This is a genomic window from Mesorhizobium sp. M0816 (assembly GCF_040320005.1).
Classification (GTDB): domain Bacteria; phylum Pseudomonadota; class Alphaproteobacteria; order Rhizobiales; family Rhizobiaceae; genus Mesorhizobium.
The window spans coordinates 97,904-114,981 of record NZ_JAMYOT010000007.1 but is presented as its reverse complement, the minus strand read 5'-3'; the positions used below and the strand labels follow the sequence as shown (position 1 = coordinate 114,981).

The 17,078-nt window shown below is 61.4% G+C and carries 13 protein-coding genes; 4 read left to right on the top strand and 9 right to left on the bottom strand.

Translation table 11 applies throughout. From position 1 onward, the window contains the following. Positions 1-164: 164 nt before the first annotated feature. Positions 165-1,277, top strand: coding sequence for a nucleotidyltransferase family protein (locus NKI17_RS12690; RefSeq protein ID WP_352569059.1), 1,113 nt, complete (start codon positions 165-167; stop codon positions 1,275-1,277). Between the two features lie 87 nt (positions 1,278-1,364). On the opposite strand, the gene NKI17_RS12685 is transcribed toward NKI17_RS12690, so the two are convergent. After that, positions 1,365-2,741, bottom strand: a complete 1,377-nt coding sequence (locus NKI17_RS12685; RefSeq protein ID WP_352455373.1) for an aspartate aminotransferase family protein — start codon at positions 2,739-2,741, stop codon at positions 1,365-1,367. A gap of 166 nt (positions 2,742-2,907) precedes the next feature. On the opposite strand from NKI17_RS12685, the gene NKI17_RS12680 reads away from it, so the two are divergent. Both NKI17_RS12680 and ftsZ read left to right on the top strand, forming a co-directional pair. Beyond that, entirely contained in the window at positions 2,908-4,026 is a 1,119-nt protein-coding gene (locus tag NKI17_RS12680; RefSeq protein ID WP_352699427.1) for an NAD(P)/FAD-dependent oxidoreductase, read from the top strand. A gap of 222 nt (positions 4,027-4,248) precedes the next feature. Further along, the gene (gene ftsZ, locus NKI17_RS12675) at positions 4,249-5,256 is read left to right on the top strand and encodes a cell division protein FtsZ (RefSeq protein ID WP_352796875.1); all 1,008 of its coding nucleotides are present in this window, start codon (positions 4,249-4,251) and stop codon (positions 5,254-5,256) included. A 43-nt stretch (positions 5,257-5,299) separates the two neighbouring features. Here the strand turns inward: ftsZ and NKI17_RS12670 are convergent, their stop codons facing one another. From NKI17_RS12670 to NKI17_RS12640, 7 genes are all read right to left on the bottom strand, one after another. Then, positions 5,300-6,316: a phosphotransferase family protein gene (locus tag NKI17_RS12670; RefSeq protein ID WP_352645625.1), complete on the bottom strand. Its 1,017-nt coding sequence runs from the start codon at positions 6,314-6,316 to the stop codon at positions 5,300-5,302. 7 nt (positions 6,317-6,323) lie between these two features. Next, positions 6,324-7,565 carry an acyl-CoA dehydrogenase family protein gene (locus NKI17_RS12665; protein WP_352827423.1) on the bottom strand — a complete coding sequence of 414 codons (1,242 nt, stop codon included), beginning with the start codon at positions 7,563-7,565 and terminating at the stop codon, positions 6,324-6,326. A gap of 222 nt (positions 7,566-7,787) precedes the next feature. Continuing rightward, positions 7,788-9,929 carry a beta-galactosidase gene (locus NKI17_RS12660; protein WP_352847807.1) on the bottom strand — a complete coding sequence of 714 codons (2,142 nt, stop codon included), beginning with the start codon at positions 9,927-9,929 and terminating at the stop codon, positions 7,788-7,790. A gap of 18 nt (positions 9,930-9,947) precedes the next feature. Then, positions 9,948-11,087 carry an ABC transporter ATP-binding protein gene (locus NKI17_RS12655; RefSeq protein ID WP_352755655.1) on the bottom strand — a complete coding sequence of 380 codons (1,140 nt, stop codon included), beginning with the start codon at positions 11,085-11,087 and terminating at the stop codon, positions 9,948-9,950. A gap of 61 nt (positions 11,088-11,148) precedes the next feature. Continuing rightward, positions 11,149-12,000 (bottom strand): carbohydrate ABC transporter permease, encoded by an 852-nt coding sequence (locus tag NKI17_RS12650; protein WP_352541684.1) that lies wholly within the window; start codon positions 11,998-12,000, stop codon positions 11,149-11,151. Beyond that, positions 12,000-12,884: a carbohydrate ABC transporter permease gene (locus NKI17_RS12645; protein WP_023677182.1), complete on the bottom strand. Its 885-nt coding sequence runs from the start codon at positions 12,882-12,884 to the stop codon at positions 12,000-12,002. Before NKI17_RS12645 ends, NKI17_RS12650 begins: the two co-directional genes overlap by 1 nt. A gap of 71 nt (positions 12,885-12,955) precedes the next feature. Further along, positions 12,956-14,227 carry an ABC transporter substrate-binding protein gene (locus tag NKI17_RS12640; protein WP_352796881.1) on the bottom strand — a complete coding sequence of 424 codons (1,272 nt, stop codon included), beginning with the start codon at positions 14,225-14,227 and terminating at the stop codon, positions 12,956-12,958. A 244-nt stretch (positions 14,228-14,471) separates the two neighbouring features. On the opposite strand from NKI17_RS12640, the gene NKI17_RS12635 reads away from it, so the two are divergent. Further along, positions 14,472-15,674, top strand: a complete 1,203-nt coding sequence (locus tag NKI17_RS12635; protein ID WP_352569054.1) for an ROK family transcriptional regulator — start codon at positions 14,472-14,474, stop codon at positions 15,672-15,674. 26 nt (positions 15,675-15,700) lie between these two features. Here NKI17_RS12635 and NKI17_RS12630 read toward each other — a convergent pair whose 3' ends face one another. Continuing rightward, a complete protein-coding gene (locus tag NKI17_RS12630; RefSeq protein ID WP_352569053.1) occupies positions 15,701-17,071 on the bottom strand; it encodes an alpha-glucosidase/alpha-galactosidase in 1,371 nt (456 codons plus the stop codon). Between the last annotated feature and the right edge of the window lie 7 nt (positions 17,072-17,078).

The following is a 17,078-nucleotide window of genomic DNA, read 5'->3' as shown; positions in this document are numbered from 1 at the left end:
GCAAAACCCATTCTGATTTGGCTGCACGCCGGCAACAAGGATTCCTGACCCTCTCCTGCGGCGTTATAAGGTTTTCGCGATTTTCTTATAACTCCCGCTTGCGTCCCTTGAGGTCATGCCGCTATAAGAGAACCGCATTTTTCTTATAACCGGAGCCGCCTGACATGAAGACGGTCGACCTCGTTTACCGCACGATGTATGCGGAACTCGTCCAGCGATCCTTGGACGCAGCCTTCGAAACGGATTTCCCTACGACGGGCAATCTCGTCAAGGTGCCCGTCAAGGGCAAGGTATACTGGTATTTCGAGGAAACGCAGCCGACGAAGACGCGACGGTATGTCGGGCCTGACAGCGATCCCGAGATTGCAAAACGCGTCGAATCCTTCCGTCAGATCAAGGACGACCTCCGCGCCCGCAGGAAGCTGGTATCCACGCTCGTGCGCGAGGCAGGGCTGACAGAACCCGAAAGGTTCACCGGGGATGTCGTCGAGGCGCTGGGGAAGGCTGGCATCTTCCGCTTGCGCGGCGTCCTGGTCGGCACAGTCGCCTTTCAGTCCTACGCGGGCTATCTGGGCGTGAAGCTGCCCGGTGCAGCGTTGCAGACGGGCGATGCAGACTTCGCCCTATTCCATTCCGTGTCGGCCGCGGTCGAGGACAGCCTGCCGCCCATCCTCGAAATCTTGAGGGAGATCGACCCAACCTTCAGGGAAATCCCTTACAGATCAGATCCCGGACACGCGACGCAATTCGAGAACGCAGTCCGATACAAGGTCGAGTTCCTTACACCGAACACGGGCAGCGATGACTACGCCGATCATGCAACCTCGATGCCGTCTTTGGGCGGTGCATCCGCGCAGCCTCTTCGGTTTCTCGATTTCCTGATCCACGAACCAATCAGAACTGTGCTGCTGCATCGATCGGGAGTGCCTGTCGTGGTACCGTCGCCCGGACGATATGCGGTTCACAAGCTGATCGTTGCCTCGCGCCGACAGAACAACGCAAACGGCGTGGGCAAGCGGGAAAAGGATGTCCACCAGGCAGCACTTCTGGTCGAGGCACTGGAAGCTACCCGTCGCCAGGACGATCTCGCCATCGCGTTTTCGGAAGCGTGGGACAGGGGGAAACATTGGCGTGAAGCGATACAAAAAGGACTTGGCTTGATTCCCCAGAAACAGCGTGGCGACGTCGAGGCGACGATCGTCAACGCACTTTCAGGAATCGGCGAGGAACTGGAAGGATTCAGCGGCTCATCTGCGAAAACAAAGCACGGAGACTAAACGGCAGCAACGGGTGTGGAGGGTAACCTTCTGCCAGCCGTCGCCGAGGCGTTTTTGTTTTCAGGTTTCAAAATCGACTTTGCCTATTCAGCTCTGCGATCGGACCTGCTTGACGGCAGCCTCGAGCGACCGTTCAAACGCGTCGATCACCTGGTCGACCTGCGGCTCGGTGATGATCAGCGGCGGGCAGAAGGCCAGCGCGTCGCCCATATTGCGCGAGATGACGCCGTTCTGCTGCATGAAGCCGTTGACGAGCCCGCCCAGTTCACCGGTCTTCCCCCACGGCGTCTTGTTTGCCTTGTCGCCGACCAGCTCGACCGCCGCGACCAGGCCGATGCCGCGCACCTCGCCGACAAGCGGGTGCGAAGCGAGCGTGCGCAGCCGCTTCTGCAAATGCGCGCCGACCGCACGCGCATTGCCGACAAGGTCGCGCTCCTCGATCAGCTTCAGGTTCTCGAGCGCGACCGCTGCCGCAACAGGATGGCCGCCGCCGGTGAAACCGTGGCCGAAGGTGCCGATACGGTTGCTCTCGTCGGCGATCGGCTCGAATACCTTGTCATTGATCAGCAGGGCTGAGATCGGCAGGTAGGACGAAGAGATCTGTTTCGACAACACCATGATGTCGGGCCTGATGCCGAAGGTCTGCGAGCCGAACATCTCACCTGTTCGGCCAAAGCCGCAGATCACCTCGTCGGCGATGAGCAGGATGTCGTATCTCGATAGCACCGCCTGTATCTTCTCCCAGTAGCCGGCCGGCGGAACGATGACGCCGCCGGCGCCCATGATCGGTTCGCCGAAAAAGGCGGCGATGGTTTCCGGTCCTTCGGCGAGGATCAGCTTTTCCAGCTCGTCGGCGAGCCGCGTCGAAAACAGCTCTTCGCTTTCACCCGGCAGCGCCTCGCGCCAATGGTGCGGCGTCGAGGTGTGCAGCACATTGGCGATCGGCAGATCGAACGAAGTGTGGTTGTTGGGCAGTCCGGTCAGGCTTGCCGAGGCGATGGTGACGCCGTGATAGCCCTTCTTGCGGCTGATGATCTTCTTGCGCGCCGGCTGGCCGAGCGCATTCGACCGGTACCAGATCATCTTCATGGCCGTATCGTTGGCCTCGGAGCCGGAATTGGTGAAATACGCCTTGCTCATCGGCACCGGCGCCATCTGCACCAGTCTCTCGGCGAGATCGATCAGCGGCGAATGCGATTTGGAGCCGAAATCGTGATAGTAAGGCAGCTTCGACATTTGCCGTACTGCCGCATCGACCAGCCGCTTCTCCGAAAAACCGACCGCGACGCTCCAGAGCCCCGCCATCGCCTCGATATAGCGGTTGCCGGCAAGGTCCTCGACATAGATGCCGTCGCCCTTCTCGATGACGAGCGGCCCCGACTCCTGATGCTTGCGCGCATTCGTATAGCCATGCATGTGAAAGCTTATGTCGCGGGCTTCGGGTGAATTCGGTCTTGCGTCCATGACGGCTCCTGTGCTGCACGCGGAACAGTCCTGCCGCCGGTCCGGCTCAGCAGGTCCCCGTGCGTTATGCCGTTTGATGCATCTTTCTCGAACGGTATAGTGTCAAGCGCTTTCGACAGGGCCAGCGGATGGATGGACGCATGCAGAACTTCGGCTTGACCTGACCGTGGACCATGTCGACTGCATTGTCGCCGGCGCCGGCGTTGTTGGCCTGGCGATCGCGCGAGAGATGGCGCAGCGCGGCATCGATACGCTGGTCCTGGAAGCCGAGAGCGCTATCGGCACCGGAACAAGTTCGCGCAATTCCGAGGTCATCCATGCCGGCCTCCACTATCCGGTTGGATCGCTGAAAGCCCGGTTCTGCGTGGCCGGCCGGGAAAGACTCTATCGCTATTGCGAGGAGCGGGCGATCCCGCACGCGCGCTGCGGGAAGCTCATCGTTGCCACAAATGCCGAACAGGAGCCGGTGCTCGCCTCAATCCGGGCCAATGCACGCGCTTGCGGCGCCGGCGACCTGGTGCCGTTGCGCGAAGCCGAGGCGCATGCGCTGGAGCCCAGCCTTAAGTGCACGGCGGCGCTGCTGTCGCCCGCCACCGGCATCATCGACAGCCATGCCCTGATGCTCGCCCTGTTGGGCGACGCCGAGGAGCACGGGGCGGCACTTAGTCTCAACACGCGCATCGCCTCCGGCCGCATCGAAGCAGGCCGCGTCGTGCTCGAGACGGTGGACGCTGCCGGCGGCGAGCGCTTCGAGATCGCCACTCCGCGTTTCGTCAATGCCGCCGGGCTTGGCGCCGCAGCACTTGCCGGTTCGCTTGAAGGGCTCAATCAGCAATTCGTGCCAAAGCTCCATTATGCCAAGGGCAATTATTTTTCGGTGGCCGGCCGGGCGCCGTTCTCGCGATTGGTCTATCCGGTGCCCGAACCCGGCGGGCTCGGTGTTCATCTGACGCTCGACCTCAATGGCGTCGCCCGCTTCGGGCCGGACGTCGAATGGACCGATCAACTCGACTACCGCGTCGACCCGGCTCGTGGCGAGCGCTTCTACAGCGAGATCCGCAAATACTGGCCGGACCTGGCCGATGGCAGCCTGCAACCCGCTTACAGCGGCATCCGGCCAAAACTGTCCGGTCCCGGTGAGGCCAATGCCGACTTCGTCGTCCAGGACGTGGCGGTGCACGGCGTGGATAGCCTGGTCAACCTGTTCGGCATCGAAAGCCCCGGCCTGACCTCCTGCCTGACGATTGCCGACCATGTCGCGCAGTGCCTCGCGCCGAAGTTGTAGCGTGCGGCGCCCCGCGCCGCGATCTGCACTGTATCAAGGCGCATTGCGTGAACTTTCAGACGCAAGTCCCCTATGAGGCACATCGCGCACTTGCAGCCCGCTCCGCGCTCTGATTCCCTGCATTCTGGGGCTGTCCTGATTCGCACTGCCCGGTTCAGAGTTTTCGCAGTGCGCCCGGGACAAGCTTCCAGCGACCACTCGGCGTATCCAGGGAGAACGGCAATGAACACCGCGACGAGGCCGGTAATCTCGGAGATGAGGCCCAAGATCACCGTCGTCGGGGTCGGCGGCGGCGGCGGCAACGCCGTCAACAACATGATCGCCGAAGGCCTGCAGGGCGCGGAATTCATCGTCGCCAACACCGATGCCCAGGCCCTTGCCATGTCGAAGGCAACGAGGCTGATCCAGTTGGGCGCTCATATCACCGAAGGTCTCGGCGCCGGGTCCCTGCCCGAGGTCGGCCGTGCTGCGGCCGTGGAATCCATCGACGAGATCATGGATCACCTTGCTGGAACGCACATGTGCTTCGTGACCGCCGGCATGGGAGGCGGAACCGGCACTGGTGCCGCGCCTGTGATAGCGCAGGCAGCGCGGGCAGCCGGAATACTGACCGTTGCCGTCGTCACCAAGCCATTCGTCTTCGAAGGCAGGCGCCGCATGTACGCTGCCGATGAGGGCATCGAGCGCCTGCGCGAAAGCGCCGATACCGTCATCGTCATTCCCAACCAGAACCTGTTCAGGATCGCCGACGCCAGAACCACGTTCGCCGACGCCTTCGCCATGGCCGACCGGGTCCTCTATGCGGGTGTCGGCTGCATCACCGATCTGATCGTCAAGGAAGGCCTGATCAATCTCGACTTCGCCGATGTGAAGTCGGTGATGCGCGACATGGGCCGCGCCATGATGGGAACCGGCGAAGCCGCCGGAGAAGGCCGCGCCAAGAAGGCAGCGGAAGCGGCAATCGCCAACCCGCTGCTCGACGAAGCTTCGATGATGGGCGCCAAGGGCGTCCTTGTCTCGATATCGGGCGGCTTGGACATGACGCTGTTCGAGGTCGACGAAGCCGCTACCCGCATCCGCGAGGAGGTCGACAACGATGCCGACATCATCGTCGGCGCCATCTTCGACAAGGCACTCGCCGGAAAATTCAGGGTGTCGGTCGTGGCGACCGGCTTGCGGCGTGGCTTGGAGATTCCACTGCTTGCCGAACCGGAAGTTCGCATGAACTGAACGCGTATCGCTGCAACTCGCTCAGCCGACTGCCAGCCTCGCGTCACCAGGGCCGCGCGCCGTCGATGACTTCCATGGCGCGTGCAGCAAAACGGCCGGCCAGCGGTGCCACATCCGCCGCATCGGCCGCAACCGCGCTGCCGGCCAGCACGCGGTCGGCGATGCCGACGAAGATCACGGCAAAGCGGAACATGGCAAACACCAGATGGAACCGCTGCAGCGGCGCCGTCGGCACGGCGTGGGCGAAGTAATGATCGAGGAATTCGCGCTGTGTCGGAATCCCGAGGGCTGCCTGATCAAGGCCGAGGATGCCGCCATATTCGTCCGATGAGGAATGCCAGGGCATCGAGCAGAAGCCGACATCGGCAAGCGGATGACCAAGCGTCGACAATTCCCAGTCGAGAATGCCGATCACCTCGGGCCGCTCGGGATGGAAGATGAGATTGCCGAGACGGAAATCGCCATGCGCGATCGAGACGCGGCCGTCATCTGGCGGAAGATGTCGCGGCAGCCATTCGGCGACGGCTTCGAGCGCGGCAATGCGCTCGCTCGGCGATTCCCGCAACTGTCTGGTCCAGCGCGCGATCTGTCGCTCAAAATAGTTCCCGGGACGGCCATAGTCGCCGAGCCCGACCTCTTCCGGCCGGACTGCGTGCAGCTTTGCCAGCGCCTCGGCCATGCCGAAATAGATGCCGCGCCGCTCGTCCGGCGCCAGTCCCGGCAACGCGCCATCGTGGAACACCCGGCCGTCGAGCCGCTGCATCAGATAGAACGGCGTGCCGAGCGGCTCGTCGCCGTCGTGATAGAGCACCGGCCGCGGCACCGGCACCTTTGTCGATGCTAGCGCCTTGATCACCCGGTACTCGCGATCGACTGCATGAGCGCTGCGCAGGATCGGTCCCGGGGGTTTCTTGCGCAGAACCATGCGGCGGCCGCCATAGTCGACGAAATAGGTCGGGTTGGATTGGCCGCCGACGATCCGCTCAAGCGACATTTGGCCATCGCCAAAATGCGCTCTCAGAAAATCCTCCAGGCGTACCGGATCGAAATCCATCCTCATTGCCGGCTCAGCGGTTCCCGCCGCGACCTGTTTCGTCTTGTCTGCCGGCTTCGACATGCCAGCGCCAGAAGCCCGCACCTTCCTTGTTGAGAAAGCGGTTGAGCACCATCTTGTGGACCTCGTCGGCGCCGTCGACCAGGCGAGCCTGGCGGGCGTAGCGGTAGATCCATTCGAGTACAGTGTCTTTCGAATAGCCGCGGGCGCCGTTGATCTGGATCGCCACGTCGGCGGCGTCATGCAGCACGTTGGCGACCTGGATCTTGGCCATGGAGACCTCCTTGCGGGCAAAGCCGCCGCGATCGAGCTCCCAGGCCGCCTTCATCACCAGCAGCCGCCCGATCTCGATGCGCATGGCAAGGTCGCCGAGCATCAGCTGGATACTCTCTCGGTCGGCCAAAAGCTGCCCGAAACCGCTACGCTCGGCGGCATAGGCGCGCGCGATCTCGATGCAGCGCTTGGCAAGCCCGAGCCAACGCATGCAATGGGTGAGCCGCGCCGGACCGAGCCGGACCTGGGTAACCATGAGGCCGCTGCCTTCGCCGGCAAGCACATCCTCGACCGGGACTTCAAGACCGTCGAATTCCAGCTCGCAATGGCCGCCATGTTCTTCCGGTCCCATGATCTCGATGCGCCGCACGATCCGCCAGCCCGGCTGGTCCTTGTGGAACAGCAAGGCCGAAAGGCCGTGACGCGGATCGTCCGAAGTGCGCGCAATGAGAATGAAGTGGCTCGCCTCTTGCGCGCCGGTGATGAACCATTTGCGGCCTTTGACGACATATCTGTCGCCACGCCGTTCGGCTCTGGTCATGATCATCGACGGGTCGGAGCCGCCGCCCGGGTGCGGTTCCGTCATTGCAAAGGCCGAACGCACCTTGCCCTCGACGATCGGCTTCAGCCATCTTTGCTTCTGCTCCGGCGTTCCCAACCGTTCCAGCATCATCATATTGCCATCGTCGGGGGCCGCGGAATTGAACACGACCGGACCGAAGATCGAGCGGTTCATCTCTTCATAGCAGACGGCCATATCCACCTTGGAAAGGCCGGCCCCGCCGGTCTCGGGTTTCAGCTGCAGGCACCACAGGCCGGCTGCTTTCGCCTTGCCCCGCAACGTTTCGAGCAGCGGCAGCGCGACATTGCCATGGCCGTCGTAGGAAGCCTTATCTGCCTCGAGCGGCAGGATTTCGCGCTCGACGAAATCGGCGATCCGGGTACGAAAGCTTTCGGTGCGGACGGGAATCTCGAAATTCATGGCGCTCACAAAAATGAAACGAAACCCGCCATCGGCTCCGATGGTCGCTCGGCTAGTGTAACTGCCGTCATTGAATGCGAGCAACAGCAGTGTGCTGACGGAGCCTTGCGCACGTCAAAGCGCCGGTTCGATATGGATCGATGCCGGCGTGCTGCCGATGGCGGTCGAATTCCAGGATCAAAGAGTACTCAGGTTTCGTATGGCTAACGTCCGCGACAATGCTCAGATCAATTCGAGGACAGCGCAGCCATAGCCGTCCAGCGTCAACACTCCGGAGACAGGTGCTTCGCCATTGAGCAGGTTGCTGCCGAAGGGAACGCCGGTTACCGCAACGGGCGTGTCTTTGATGTTTTGCACGAACAGCAGCCGACGTTCGTCATTCTCGCGCATCGTGACCTCGACGCCGTCCGGCAGATCCGGAACCAGAGGCTCCACATTCGCATCCACGAAAGTGCGCGTAGCGAGTTGAGCTGTCAGCTCCGGGGTTAGATAAGTGCCGACATAGAGCACACGGCCCTTGCCGACGGCGCGGGAGGTAATTGCAGGCGTTCCCGCCGCGTAGCGGTTCGACCAAATCCCTACAATTTCGACTTCCGGTTCGACTGCGAGGTTCTCATAGAAATAACCGGCATCGAACTCGTGGTTTCCAATGGTAAAACGACGGATACGGCGGCTGGATTCGGCCGGTCTGTCGGGAGGAATGACGAGCCCGCCGGAGCGCGACATGGTATTGAACAGGCCATTGGCCCCGGGTGCCGCCAGCCGCCCGAAATCCTCGACGCGAACGCCGGTCAGCTTCGACAGCGACTGGCCCGGCGCTATCTCGCGGATGACGTGGTTGTTTTCGTCGCGGGTTCCCGTGCGCGCGCCGATGATGACGGTACCGCCATTTTCGGCAAAGACTTGCAGCCGCTCGGTCCAGCTGTCCTTCCAGATCACCCAATGCGGCACGTAGAATACCTTGAGCTTCGACAGATCGTCTTCCGGGTGGATGAAGCCGCAGGCGATGCCGCGGTCATAGCAATACTGATGCAGCAAGATTGCATCATCCTGCGGACTTGGCAGGCCGATGGGGAAGGTCTTGTGGGCTTCCTGATTGTCGAAGTCCGAGCCGGCGATGCCGACATCCATCCGCACATGGGTGCCCAGGATCTTGTCTTTAAGCGCCGTCATCTCGGTGGCGAACTGCCTGGCTTCGTCATAGCGGCGGCGAGCGACATCATCGTGATCGATGATGCCCATCCAGTATATCTCGGCGCCGAAATGTGCGGGACGCCAGCGGAAGAACATGATCCCATCGGCGCCACGCGCAACCGACGACATCGCCATGCGTCGCATTTCGCCCGGCTCCGGCGTCAGCGTGCAGAAGCCCGGCTGGGCGCCAAAACCCGACTGTTGTTCCGGCACTATGTAGTTGCCGGAAAATCCCCTGCAGATGTCGAGATGCAGCGCCTGGATCTTGGCGTGGTTGCCTAGGCGAAAGAACTCGTCATAGAGGAACGGATAGATGTCGTAGCCGACGAAGTCGAGATCGGTAGAGAATTGGCCGCGAAAGTCGATGTCACGCAATCCGCCGAGATTGTGGAAAATGAACCAACTGGCATTCGCTTTTCTCAGGATCTCGACCTGGTCGTGCTGGAACCGTGCTGTCGAAAAGGCGAGAAAACGGTGGTAGTCCTGGAGGTGACCGGGACCGGGAAAGGACGGTGAGAATTCCAGCGGGAAGACAATTTCGCTGAAATCGCCGTAAGCCGTCGCCCAGAAATCGCCACCCCAGGCGAAGTTCAGCCTGTCTATCGTCTTGTAGGTTTCCTGGAGATAAGCCTGGAATTCCTTCAATGCCGACGGCGAATAGGATTCCGGCATGCTGGTGTTGAGTTCGTTGTCGGTCTGCCAGCCAATGACATTTGCGTTGTCGCGGTAGTGGTCCACCATCGCGTTGGTGATCTTGCGGCTATAGTCGCGAAACACCGGGCTGCTGGTGTCGGCATACTGGCGTGAGCCGTGGCTCATCGACCGGCCATTTCCATCACGCCGCAGGATTTCCGGATGTTTTGCCGTCAGCCAGCGCGGCGGAGTGGCGGTCGGCGTGCACAAGATCGTGTTGACGCCGTGACGCGCCAGGCCCTCGATTGCCCGGTCGAACAGGCTGAAATCGAAGATGCCTTCACGCGGTTCGAAAATGTGCCAGGCGAATTCGCCGAGGCGGGCGACGTTGAAGCCGGCCTCGGCCATGCGCCGGGCGTCGTTGTCCCAGTAACTCTCGTCCACATGTTCGGGGTAGTGCGGCGCGCCGACCAGAAAGCGGTCGGTCTGGATCGTGCGCCAGACCGACAGGGCGCGGCCTTTTGAAGTCTTGTTCACGAAGGATACTCCTGCAGATCAGTCGGTGATGGTGGATTTGCGGGCACTGATTGTCCGCTCATCGACAGAGGAAAAGAGATAGACGTCACGCGGCTCGACCTTGAAGCCGACGGTCGCGTCGGCAGCGACGGCACTCGCATGGCCGATCTGGACGGTGACGTTGCCGCTGCCGCTTTCAGAACTGACGCATTGCAGCGGGCCCGCGTCGGCATAGAGGATGGTCTCGCGGCCGAGATGCTCGACCAGCCGCACCCGTCCTGCAAAACTCGCTGTCCCTTCCGCGGCCAAGCTGATGCTCTCCGGCCGAATCCCCATCGTCACCCTATCGCCGACCTGTACGGATGCCGCTTCCGTCAGTTCGACAGTCAAAGGAGAAAGACCGGCGGTCGACAGCGTGGCGGCGCCGCCGGAGACAGCGGCGACGGTCACTTCGAAGAAATTCATCCGGGGTGCGCCGAGGAAGCCCGCGACGAAGAGATTGGCCGGATTGCGGTAGAGTTCGAGCGGAGCGCCCACCTGCTCGACCGAGCCGCGATTGAGCACGACGATACGGCTCGCCATTGTCATCGCCTCGGTCTGGTCGTGCGTGACATAGACCATGGTGGCGCCGAGCCTGGCGTGCAGATCGGAAAGCTCGACGCGCATCTGCGTGCGCAGCGCTGCGTCAAGGTTGGATAGCGGTTCGTCGAACAGGAACACGTCGGGCGAGCGGGTTATGGCACGGCCGATCGCCACACGCTGACGCTGGCCACCGGAAAGCTGTTTCGGCCGCTTGTCGAGCTGGTCAGTAATGCGAAGGATCTTGGCGGCTCGCAGCACGGCGGCATCGATCTCGGCCTTGGGGCGATGCGCCATGCGCAGGCCGAAACCCATGTTCTCGGCGACAGTCATATGCGGGTAAAGCGCATAGGACTGGAAGACCATGGCAATGCCGCGCTCACCCGGCTCGGTGGTGGTGACATCACGGCCGTTGATCAGAATCTTACCGGTCGAGACGATTTCAAGCCCGGCGATGATCTTCAACAGCGTTGACTTGCCACAGCCGGACGGCCCGACGGTGACAATGAACTCGCCCTGTTCGACGCTGAGATCGATGCCGCGCAGCGCGTGGTAGCTGCCATAATTCTTTTGTATCTGCCGGAGTTCAAGACTGGTCATGGAGCCCTGCTTGCGAAATCAGTTTCGGATCGGGTGGGCGACGCCTTGAAGCCATGGTCGCTCATCCCTTGACCGCTCCCATGGTGAGGCCGGTGATGAAGTGCTTCTGCATTAGGAAGAACATGGCAACCGGCGGCAAAGCCACGACGATGGTGCCGGCCGAGATCAGGTTCCAGGCCGAGACCCATTCGCCGCGCAGGTTGGCGAGGCCGGCGGTTACCGGTTTGACGGTATCGCTGATGGTGAGGACGACCGCCCAGAAATAATCGTTCCAGATAAAGGTGAAGAGCAGGATGGCCAGCGCCGCGAGAGCCGGCCGCACCAATGGGACCACGACATGTACCAATGTCTGAAACGGCGTCGCGCCCTCGGCCCTGGCGGCCTGAAACAGTTCTCCCGGCAAGGCGGCGATGAAGTTGCGCATGAACAGTGTCGCAAACCCGGTCTGGAAGGCGATGTGGAAGATGATCAGGGCGGCCATCGTGTCGTAGAGGTTGAGCCGCACCATGAGATCGCGCACCGGGATCATCATGATCTGGTGCGGCAGGAAGTTTCCGCCGACGAACAGGGCGAAGACGAGCATGTTGCCGCGAAAACGGTAACGGGCGAGCACGAACCCGGCGAGCGTGCTCAAGATGAGAACGCCGATCACCGAGGGGATGGTGATCGTCAGGCTGTTGAGGAAGTAGCGGGCCATCGGCGTCTGGGTGAAGACCGCCGTGTAGTTGTCGACCAGGCCGAATTGGGTCGGCCAGCCCCACAGATTGCCGCCCATGACATCCTGCGTAGAGCGGAACGAGGTAAGGATGATGGCAAAGAGCGGCGCCAGCCAGACAATCAGGATGCCGACCACCAGCACGACATAGAGGCCACGCTGCCAAATAGCAGTCTCGGGAATCGGGCGGGGAAACATCAGCCGCCTCTTTCATCGGCGCGGATCATCCGCGTCAGGTACCAGGCGATGAAGACCGCCATGATCACGAACAGCACCGAGGCAATGGCCGCGCCATAGCCGAAGCGGTAGGAAAATATGGACTGCTCGAACATCTGATAGGCAAGCACCTCGGACGAACCGAAGGGGCCGCCGCTGGTCATCACCGAGACCATGTCGAAGGAACGCAGTGCGCCGACGACGGTGACGGCGATGGCGATAAAGGTGACCTGCGTCAGCTGCGGCAACACGATGTGGCGCAGCATGTTCCAGCCCCTGGCGCCGTCGACCCGCCCGGCGCCGATCAGGTCCTCGCTGAGATTGTTGAGGCCGGCGAGATAGAGCACCATGCAGAAGGCGATCTGCGGCCACAACGCTGCGATCACGACGGCGAAGGTGACGAAGTTTTCATCCGACAGTACTGCCGGGGCGGTCGCGCCGAAGGTGCGGAAGATCAGGGCGAGAAGTCCGAATTCCGGCGTATAGACCCAGGTGAAGACAACGCCGACGGCAACCGAAGCCAGCACCAGCGGAATGAAGAACAGCGATTTGAGCAGGCGCATGCCGCGGATTTTCTGGTTGACGAGCAGCGCGATGGCGAGGCCGAGCGGCGGCGCCAGCATGAACATCACCAACCAGATCAGATTGTTCTTCAGCGAAACATAGAACTGCGGGTCGGCGAACAGTTCGCGGTAGTTGCCGAGGCCGATCCAGACCATCGGGCTGAAGCCGTCCCATTCGTGCAGGCTGATCCATAGGCTCTCGACCGCAGATGCCAGAATGACGACGGAAAACAGCACAGCGGCGGGCAGAATCAGAAGTGTCGGTGTCAGCCACCAGCGATGGCGGCGCCAAAGCTTCGTCATTTTGGGAGACCTCATTCACGGAAAGCATCGGGGAGCAGAGCACGAACCCCGCTCCCCTCCGCTGGGAGGCGCTAGATCTTGAAGATCCGGCGACGAGTTCCCTCGAGACGCTGAAGAATGGCGTCCCGGCGCTCCGGCTTGGCCATGAATTCCTGGAAGCCGACCAGGCCGGCCTGGGCCATGTCGGGATCGGTGTCACGGTCGTAATATTGCGACGTGCCGGCCACCGTCTTGAGGCTTTCCACAGCCGCGTTGACCAGCGGATCCTTGCTGGCCGGAAGGTCGTTGCGCGGCGGAACGTTGCCGCCAGGTTCCAGATAAGGGCCGAAATTTTCCGGCTGGTAGAAGAAGGCGAGGAACTCGCGGGCACCCGCCTTGTTCTTGGCGTTGGCCGGGATGTGGACCGAATTGACCGAGAATTCTTCGTAGCGGTCGAGGGCGCCGTCAATCTTCGGGAAAGGCGCGAATGTCAGCTGCTCGAGATCCTGCTCAGGGAAAGTAGCCTTCACGAAGGCACCGAGGTTCATCATGCCGGCCTTCTTCTGGGCGAGGAAGGCGCCGGCCTCCTGCCAGCCGAACGAGGTTTGATCCGGGGTGAAGAAACCCTGCTTGATAAGCTCTTCCCAGTGGTCGAAAACAGGCGTCAGCGCCGGGTCGGTGTAAGCCATCTTGCCGTTCATCAAGGCAAAGTGCTTGTCCAGACCATTGATCCGCAAGTTCATCTGGTCGAACCATCCGGCCGCTGGCCAGAGTTCCTTGGTGCCGATGCTGACGGGGATTAGGCCTGCGGTCTTGGACTTCTGGCCGTAAGCCAGGAATTCGTCCCAGGTCGCCGGTACCGTAAGTCCGTGCTCGGCAAAGACGTCCTTGCGATAGAACATGCCCCACATCGTGCCGCCAGTCGGCAGGCCATACTGCTTGCCGTCGACAGTGACGGCACCGGTCATGGCACCCAGCACGTCCTTGTACTTTTCCTTCTCGAACAGATCCGAAATGTCGTCGAACAGGCCGCGGGTGACGAAGGCGCGCATGCGGTTTCCGGAGAACCAGAAGCAGACATCCGGCGCCCCGGCGACAAGGTAGTTGCGGATCGCGGTCTTGTGGGCCTCGTGATCCATATTGTTGATCACAACCTTGGTGCCGGACTGCTTCTCGAAGTCGGCCGCAATGCGCCGCAAGATCCGCAGGGCATCGGCATTGTTTTCGTCTGAAATGATGGTGACTTCGCTCGACTGGCTGAGTGCCGGCATCGGGAAGCCCGCGAGGGCTCCAGCGGAAATGCCCCCAGCTCCCTTCAGGAAATTGCGCCGCGTCGACGGCTTTTCAATCCACTTGAACGTCATTGTTACTCCTCCCGTGTTGTCAATTTCTCTACTGGCACACCGGCCGGCGCGGTTGTTCTTCTCACCGGCACCGCTCACCTCCCGGGCAAGGGAATATGCTTGCCCGCTCCTTCAGAGCGCGGTGATATTGCTAACCGGATTAATTTCGCTGACCCCAGGTTCGGGTGTTGAACAGTCGGGCAAACTTATGCATACGTTTTCTCGAGAGGCAATAATTAATTTACAAAATTAAGAAAGCGGATCCGTGAAGCTCAAGGGTGACCCGAGCACGACTCGGGCGATGAACCGCAGACTGATCCTCAATCTCTTGCGGCAGGAAGGAGCGCGCAGCCGGGCCGACATAGCGTCAGTTACCGGCCTTAGTCCGGCAGCGGTCACCTTCGTCGTGGCCGACCTCATCGAGGATGGCCTGCTGATCGAAGGCAAGACAGTCGTGGGCTCGGCTGGGCGCCGCCCTATCCCGGTGGATATCAACTATGCCAACGGCCTTGCCATAGGTTTCAAGCTGATGGTCGGATCGGTCGAATGCGTGGTCACCGATCTTGCGACCAATCCGCTGGGCTCTCTGCGCGTCAAGCTCTCGGACAGCGATCCCGACCATATCATAGCGACCTTGGCCAAGGCGGTGCCGGAGCTGATTTCGATTGTCGATCGGCCCGCTGCCAAGCTTGCCGGGATCGGCATTTCAATGCCTGGCGTCATAGACAACCAGAAGGCTGTGTGTATCCGCAGCAATCGCTACAACTGGGACAACGTTCCCCTTGGCCCGATGCTGGCCGAACTGGTAGACGTCCCCGTGTGGCTTGAGGACGACACCAATGCCTATGCCATTGCCCAGCAACTCTTCGGCCTCGGACGCCAGCACCGCAATATGGCCGTGCTGGCGATCGGCGTCGGAATCGGCTGCGCGCTCGTCTTCGATGGCAAACTCTATCGCGGCGCGAACGGTGCCGCCGGCAAGTTCGGCCACAGCTCTTATGAGGAGAACGGCCGCCTTTGCGAGTGCGGAAAACGCGGCTGCTTGATGGCCTATTACGCCGAGCCGGCGATCCTGCGCACCTGGCGCGAAGCCACCGGGCACAACGAAACGGATAGCAAAGTCAGCCTTATGGCAGCCTTGGCAGACCGCGAACCGCGAGCCGTCGCCATTCTCGAAGAAGCCGGACATGGCATCGGCCGGCATCTCGCCAATCTTGTCAACATCACCGACCCGGAGGTCATTGTCGTCGGCGGTGAAGCCGTGTCGTTTGGCGATGCGCTGTTTGGCCCAATGCGGCTGACGCTTGGGAAAAATACCTTTCGCGCGGCACCACCAATGCTGCTGGACTGGGAGGACAATTCCTGGGCAAGGGGAGCGGCTGCTCTCGTAACGCAGAAACTCTTTGATTTCGAAACATCTGCCGGCAACGCCGCTCCGCTTTCAAAGCCGGCCCTATGGTCGGCATAGGTGAGTGAAACAGACAGCCCTGCGCCTCAGGCCGCCCGAACGCTGCGCGCTCCACGCGCCCAGGCCGGCAGCCAATCGCCATGCGCAACCAGCAAATCATCGACCAGCGACCATATCTGGTCGAGGTCGAGCTCGGCCGCCGTGTGCGGGTCCATCATCGCCGCGTGATAGATGTGCTCGCGGTTCTCGGTCATCAGCGCTTGGACCGTCAGCTCCTGGACGTTGATATTGGTGCGGATCAGCGCGGTGAGCTGCACCGGCAGGTCGCCAATGAACGTGGGTTGAATGCCGGAGGCGTCGACGAGGCATGGCACCTCGGCCGCGCAATTATACGGCAATGTCGTGATGCAGCCATTGTTGCGGACGTTGCCGTAGATCACCGACGGCTCGCCGGTCCAGACCGAGTTCATGATCGAGGACGCATATTCCTTCGACTGCTCCACTTCGATCTTGTCAGCCGAGCGATAGGCTTCCGCTTGCCCCTTCCAGCGTTCGATCTGCTCGATGCAGCGCTTCGGGTATTCGTCGAGCGGGATACCGAATTTCTCGATCAGATCCTCGCGCCCGTCCTTGATGAAATAGGGCGTGTATTCCGCGAAATGTTCGGAGCTCTCGGTGACGAAGTAACCGAGGCGCTTCAGCATCTCGTAGCGCACCTTGTTCGGGCAGCGCGGATTCCATCCAGGCTTCGGCGCCCGCCCTTCGCTGTAGGCGCGCAGCAGATCCGGATAGAGATTGCGGTAGGAGCCGTCCGGCTGGCGATGCTCGAACTTCAGGTAGAAGGCCATGTGATTGATGCCGGCCGAGCGGTAGCGAATCTCCTCGCAGGGAATGTCGAGATCATGCGCCAGCTCCATTGCCGTGCCTTGCACCGAATGGCAGAGGCCGACCTGCTTGATGTCGGGGTATTTCTCCGCGATCGCCCAGGTGTTGATCGCCATCGGGTTGACATATTGCAGCATGATCGCCTGCGGGCAGACCGCGAGCATGTCCTCGCAGATCTTCCAGAGATGCGGCACGGTTCTCAACCCTCGCATGATACCGCCGACACCGAGCGTATCGGCGATGGTCTGGCGCAGCCCGTATTTCTTCGGAATTTCGAAATCGGTCACCGTGCAGGGCTCGTAGCCGCCGATCTGGAAGGCGACGACGACGAAATCGGCGCCCGCCAGCGCCTTGCGCTGGTCCGAATAGGTTTCGGCTTTGGCCTTTACGCCAAGCGTCGAGATCAGCTTGCCGACGACGATTGCGCTTTCCTCGAGCCGTTGCGGATTGATGTCCATCAGCGCGATCGTCGCGCCGGATAAAGCCGGACGCTGCAATATGTCGCCGACGATGTTCCTCATGAACACCGTCGAGCCAGCTCCGATGAAAGCGACCTTGGGATTTCTTGCCACAACAACC

Bases quoted from the DNA above. Each gene is read 5' to 3' on its own strand.
- ftsZ (WP_352796875.1), top strand. From the start codon at position 4,249: ATGAACACCGCGACGAGGCCGGTAATCTCGGAGATGAGGCCCAAGATC.
- NKI17_RS12685 (WP_352455373.1), bottom strand. From the start codon at position 2,741: ATGGACGCAAGACCGAATTCACCCGAAGCCCGCGACATAAGCTTTCAC.
- NKI17_RS12650 (WP_352541684.1), bottom strand. From the start codon at position 12,000: ATGTTTCCCCGCCCGATTCCCGAGACTGCTATTTGGCAGCGTGGCCTC.
- NKI17_RS12655 (WP_352755655.1), bottom strand. From the start codon at position 11,087: ATGACCAGTCTTGAACTCCGGCAGATACAAAAGAATTATGGCAGCTAC.
- NKI17_RS12645 (WP_023677182.1), bottom strand. From the start codon at position 12,884: ATGACGAAGCTTTGGCGCCGCCATCGCTGGTGGCTGACACCGACACTT.
- NKI17_RS12670 (WP_352645625.1), bottom strand. From the start codon at position 6,316: ATGAGGATGGATTTCGATCCGGTACGCCTGGAGGATTTTCTGAGAGCG.
- NKI17_RS12690 (WP_352569059.1), top strand. From the start codon at position 165: ATGAAGACGGTCGACCTCGTTTACCGCACGATGTATGCGGAACTCGTC.
- NKI17_RS12640 (WP_352796881.1), bottom strand. From the start codon at position 14,227: ATGACGTTCAAGTGGATTGAAAAGCCGTCGACGCGGCGCAATTTCCTG.
- NKI17_RS12665 (WP_352827423.1), bottom strand. From the start codon at position 7,565: ATGAATTTCGAGATTCCCGTCCGCACCGAAAGCTTTCGTACCCGGATC.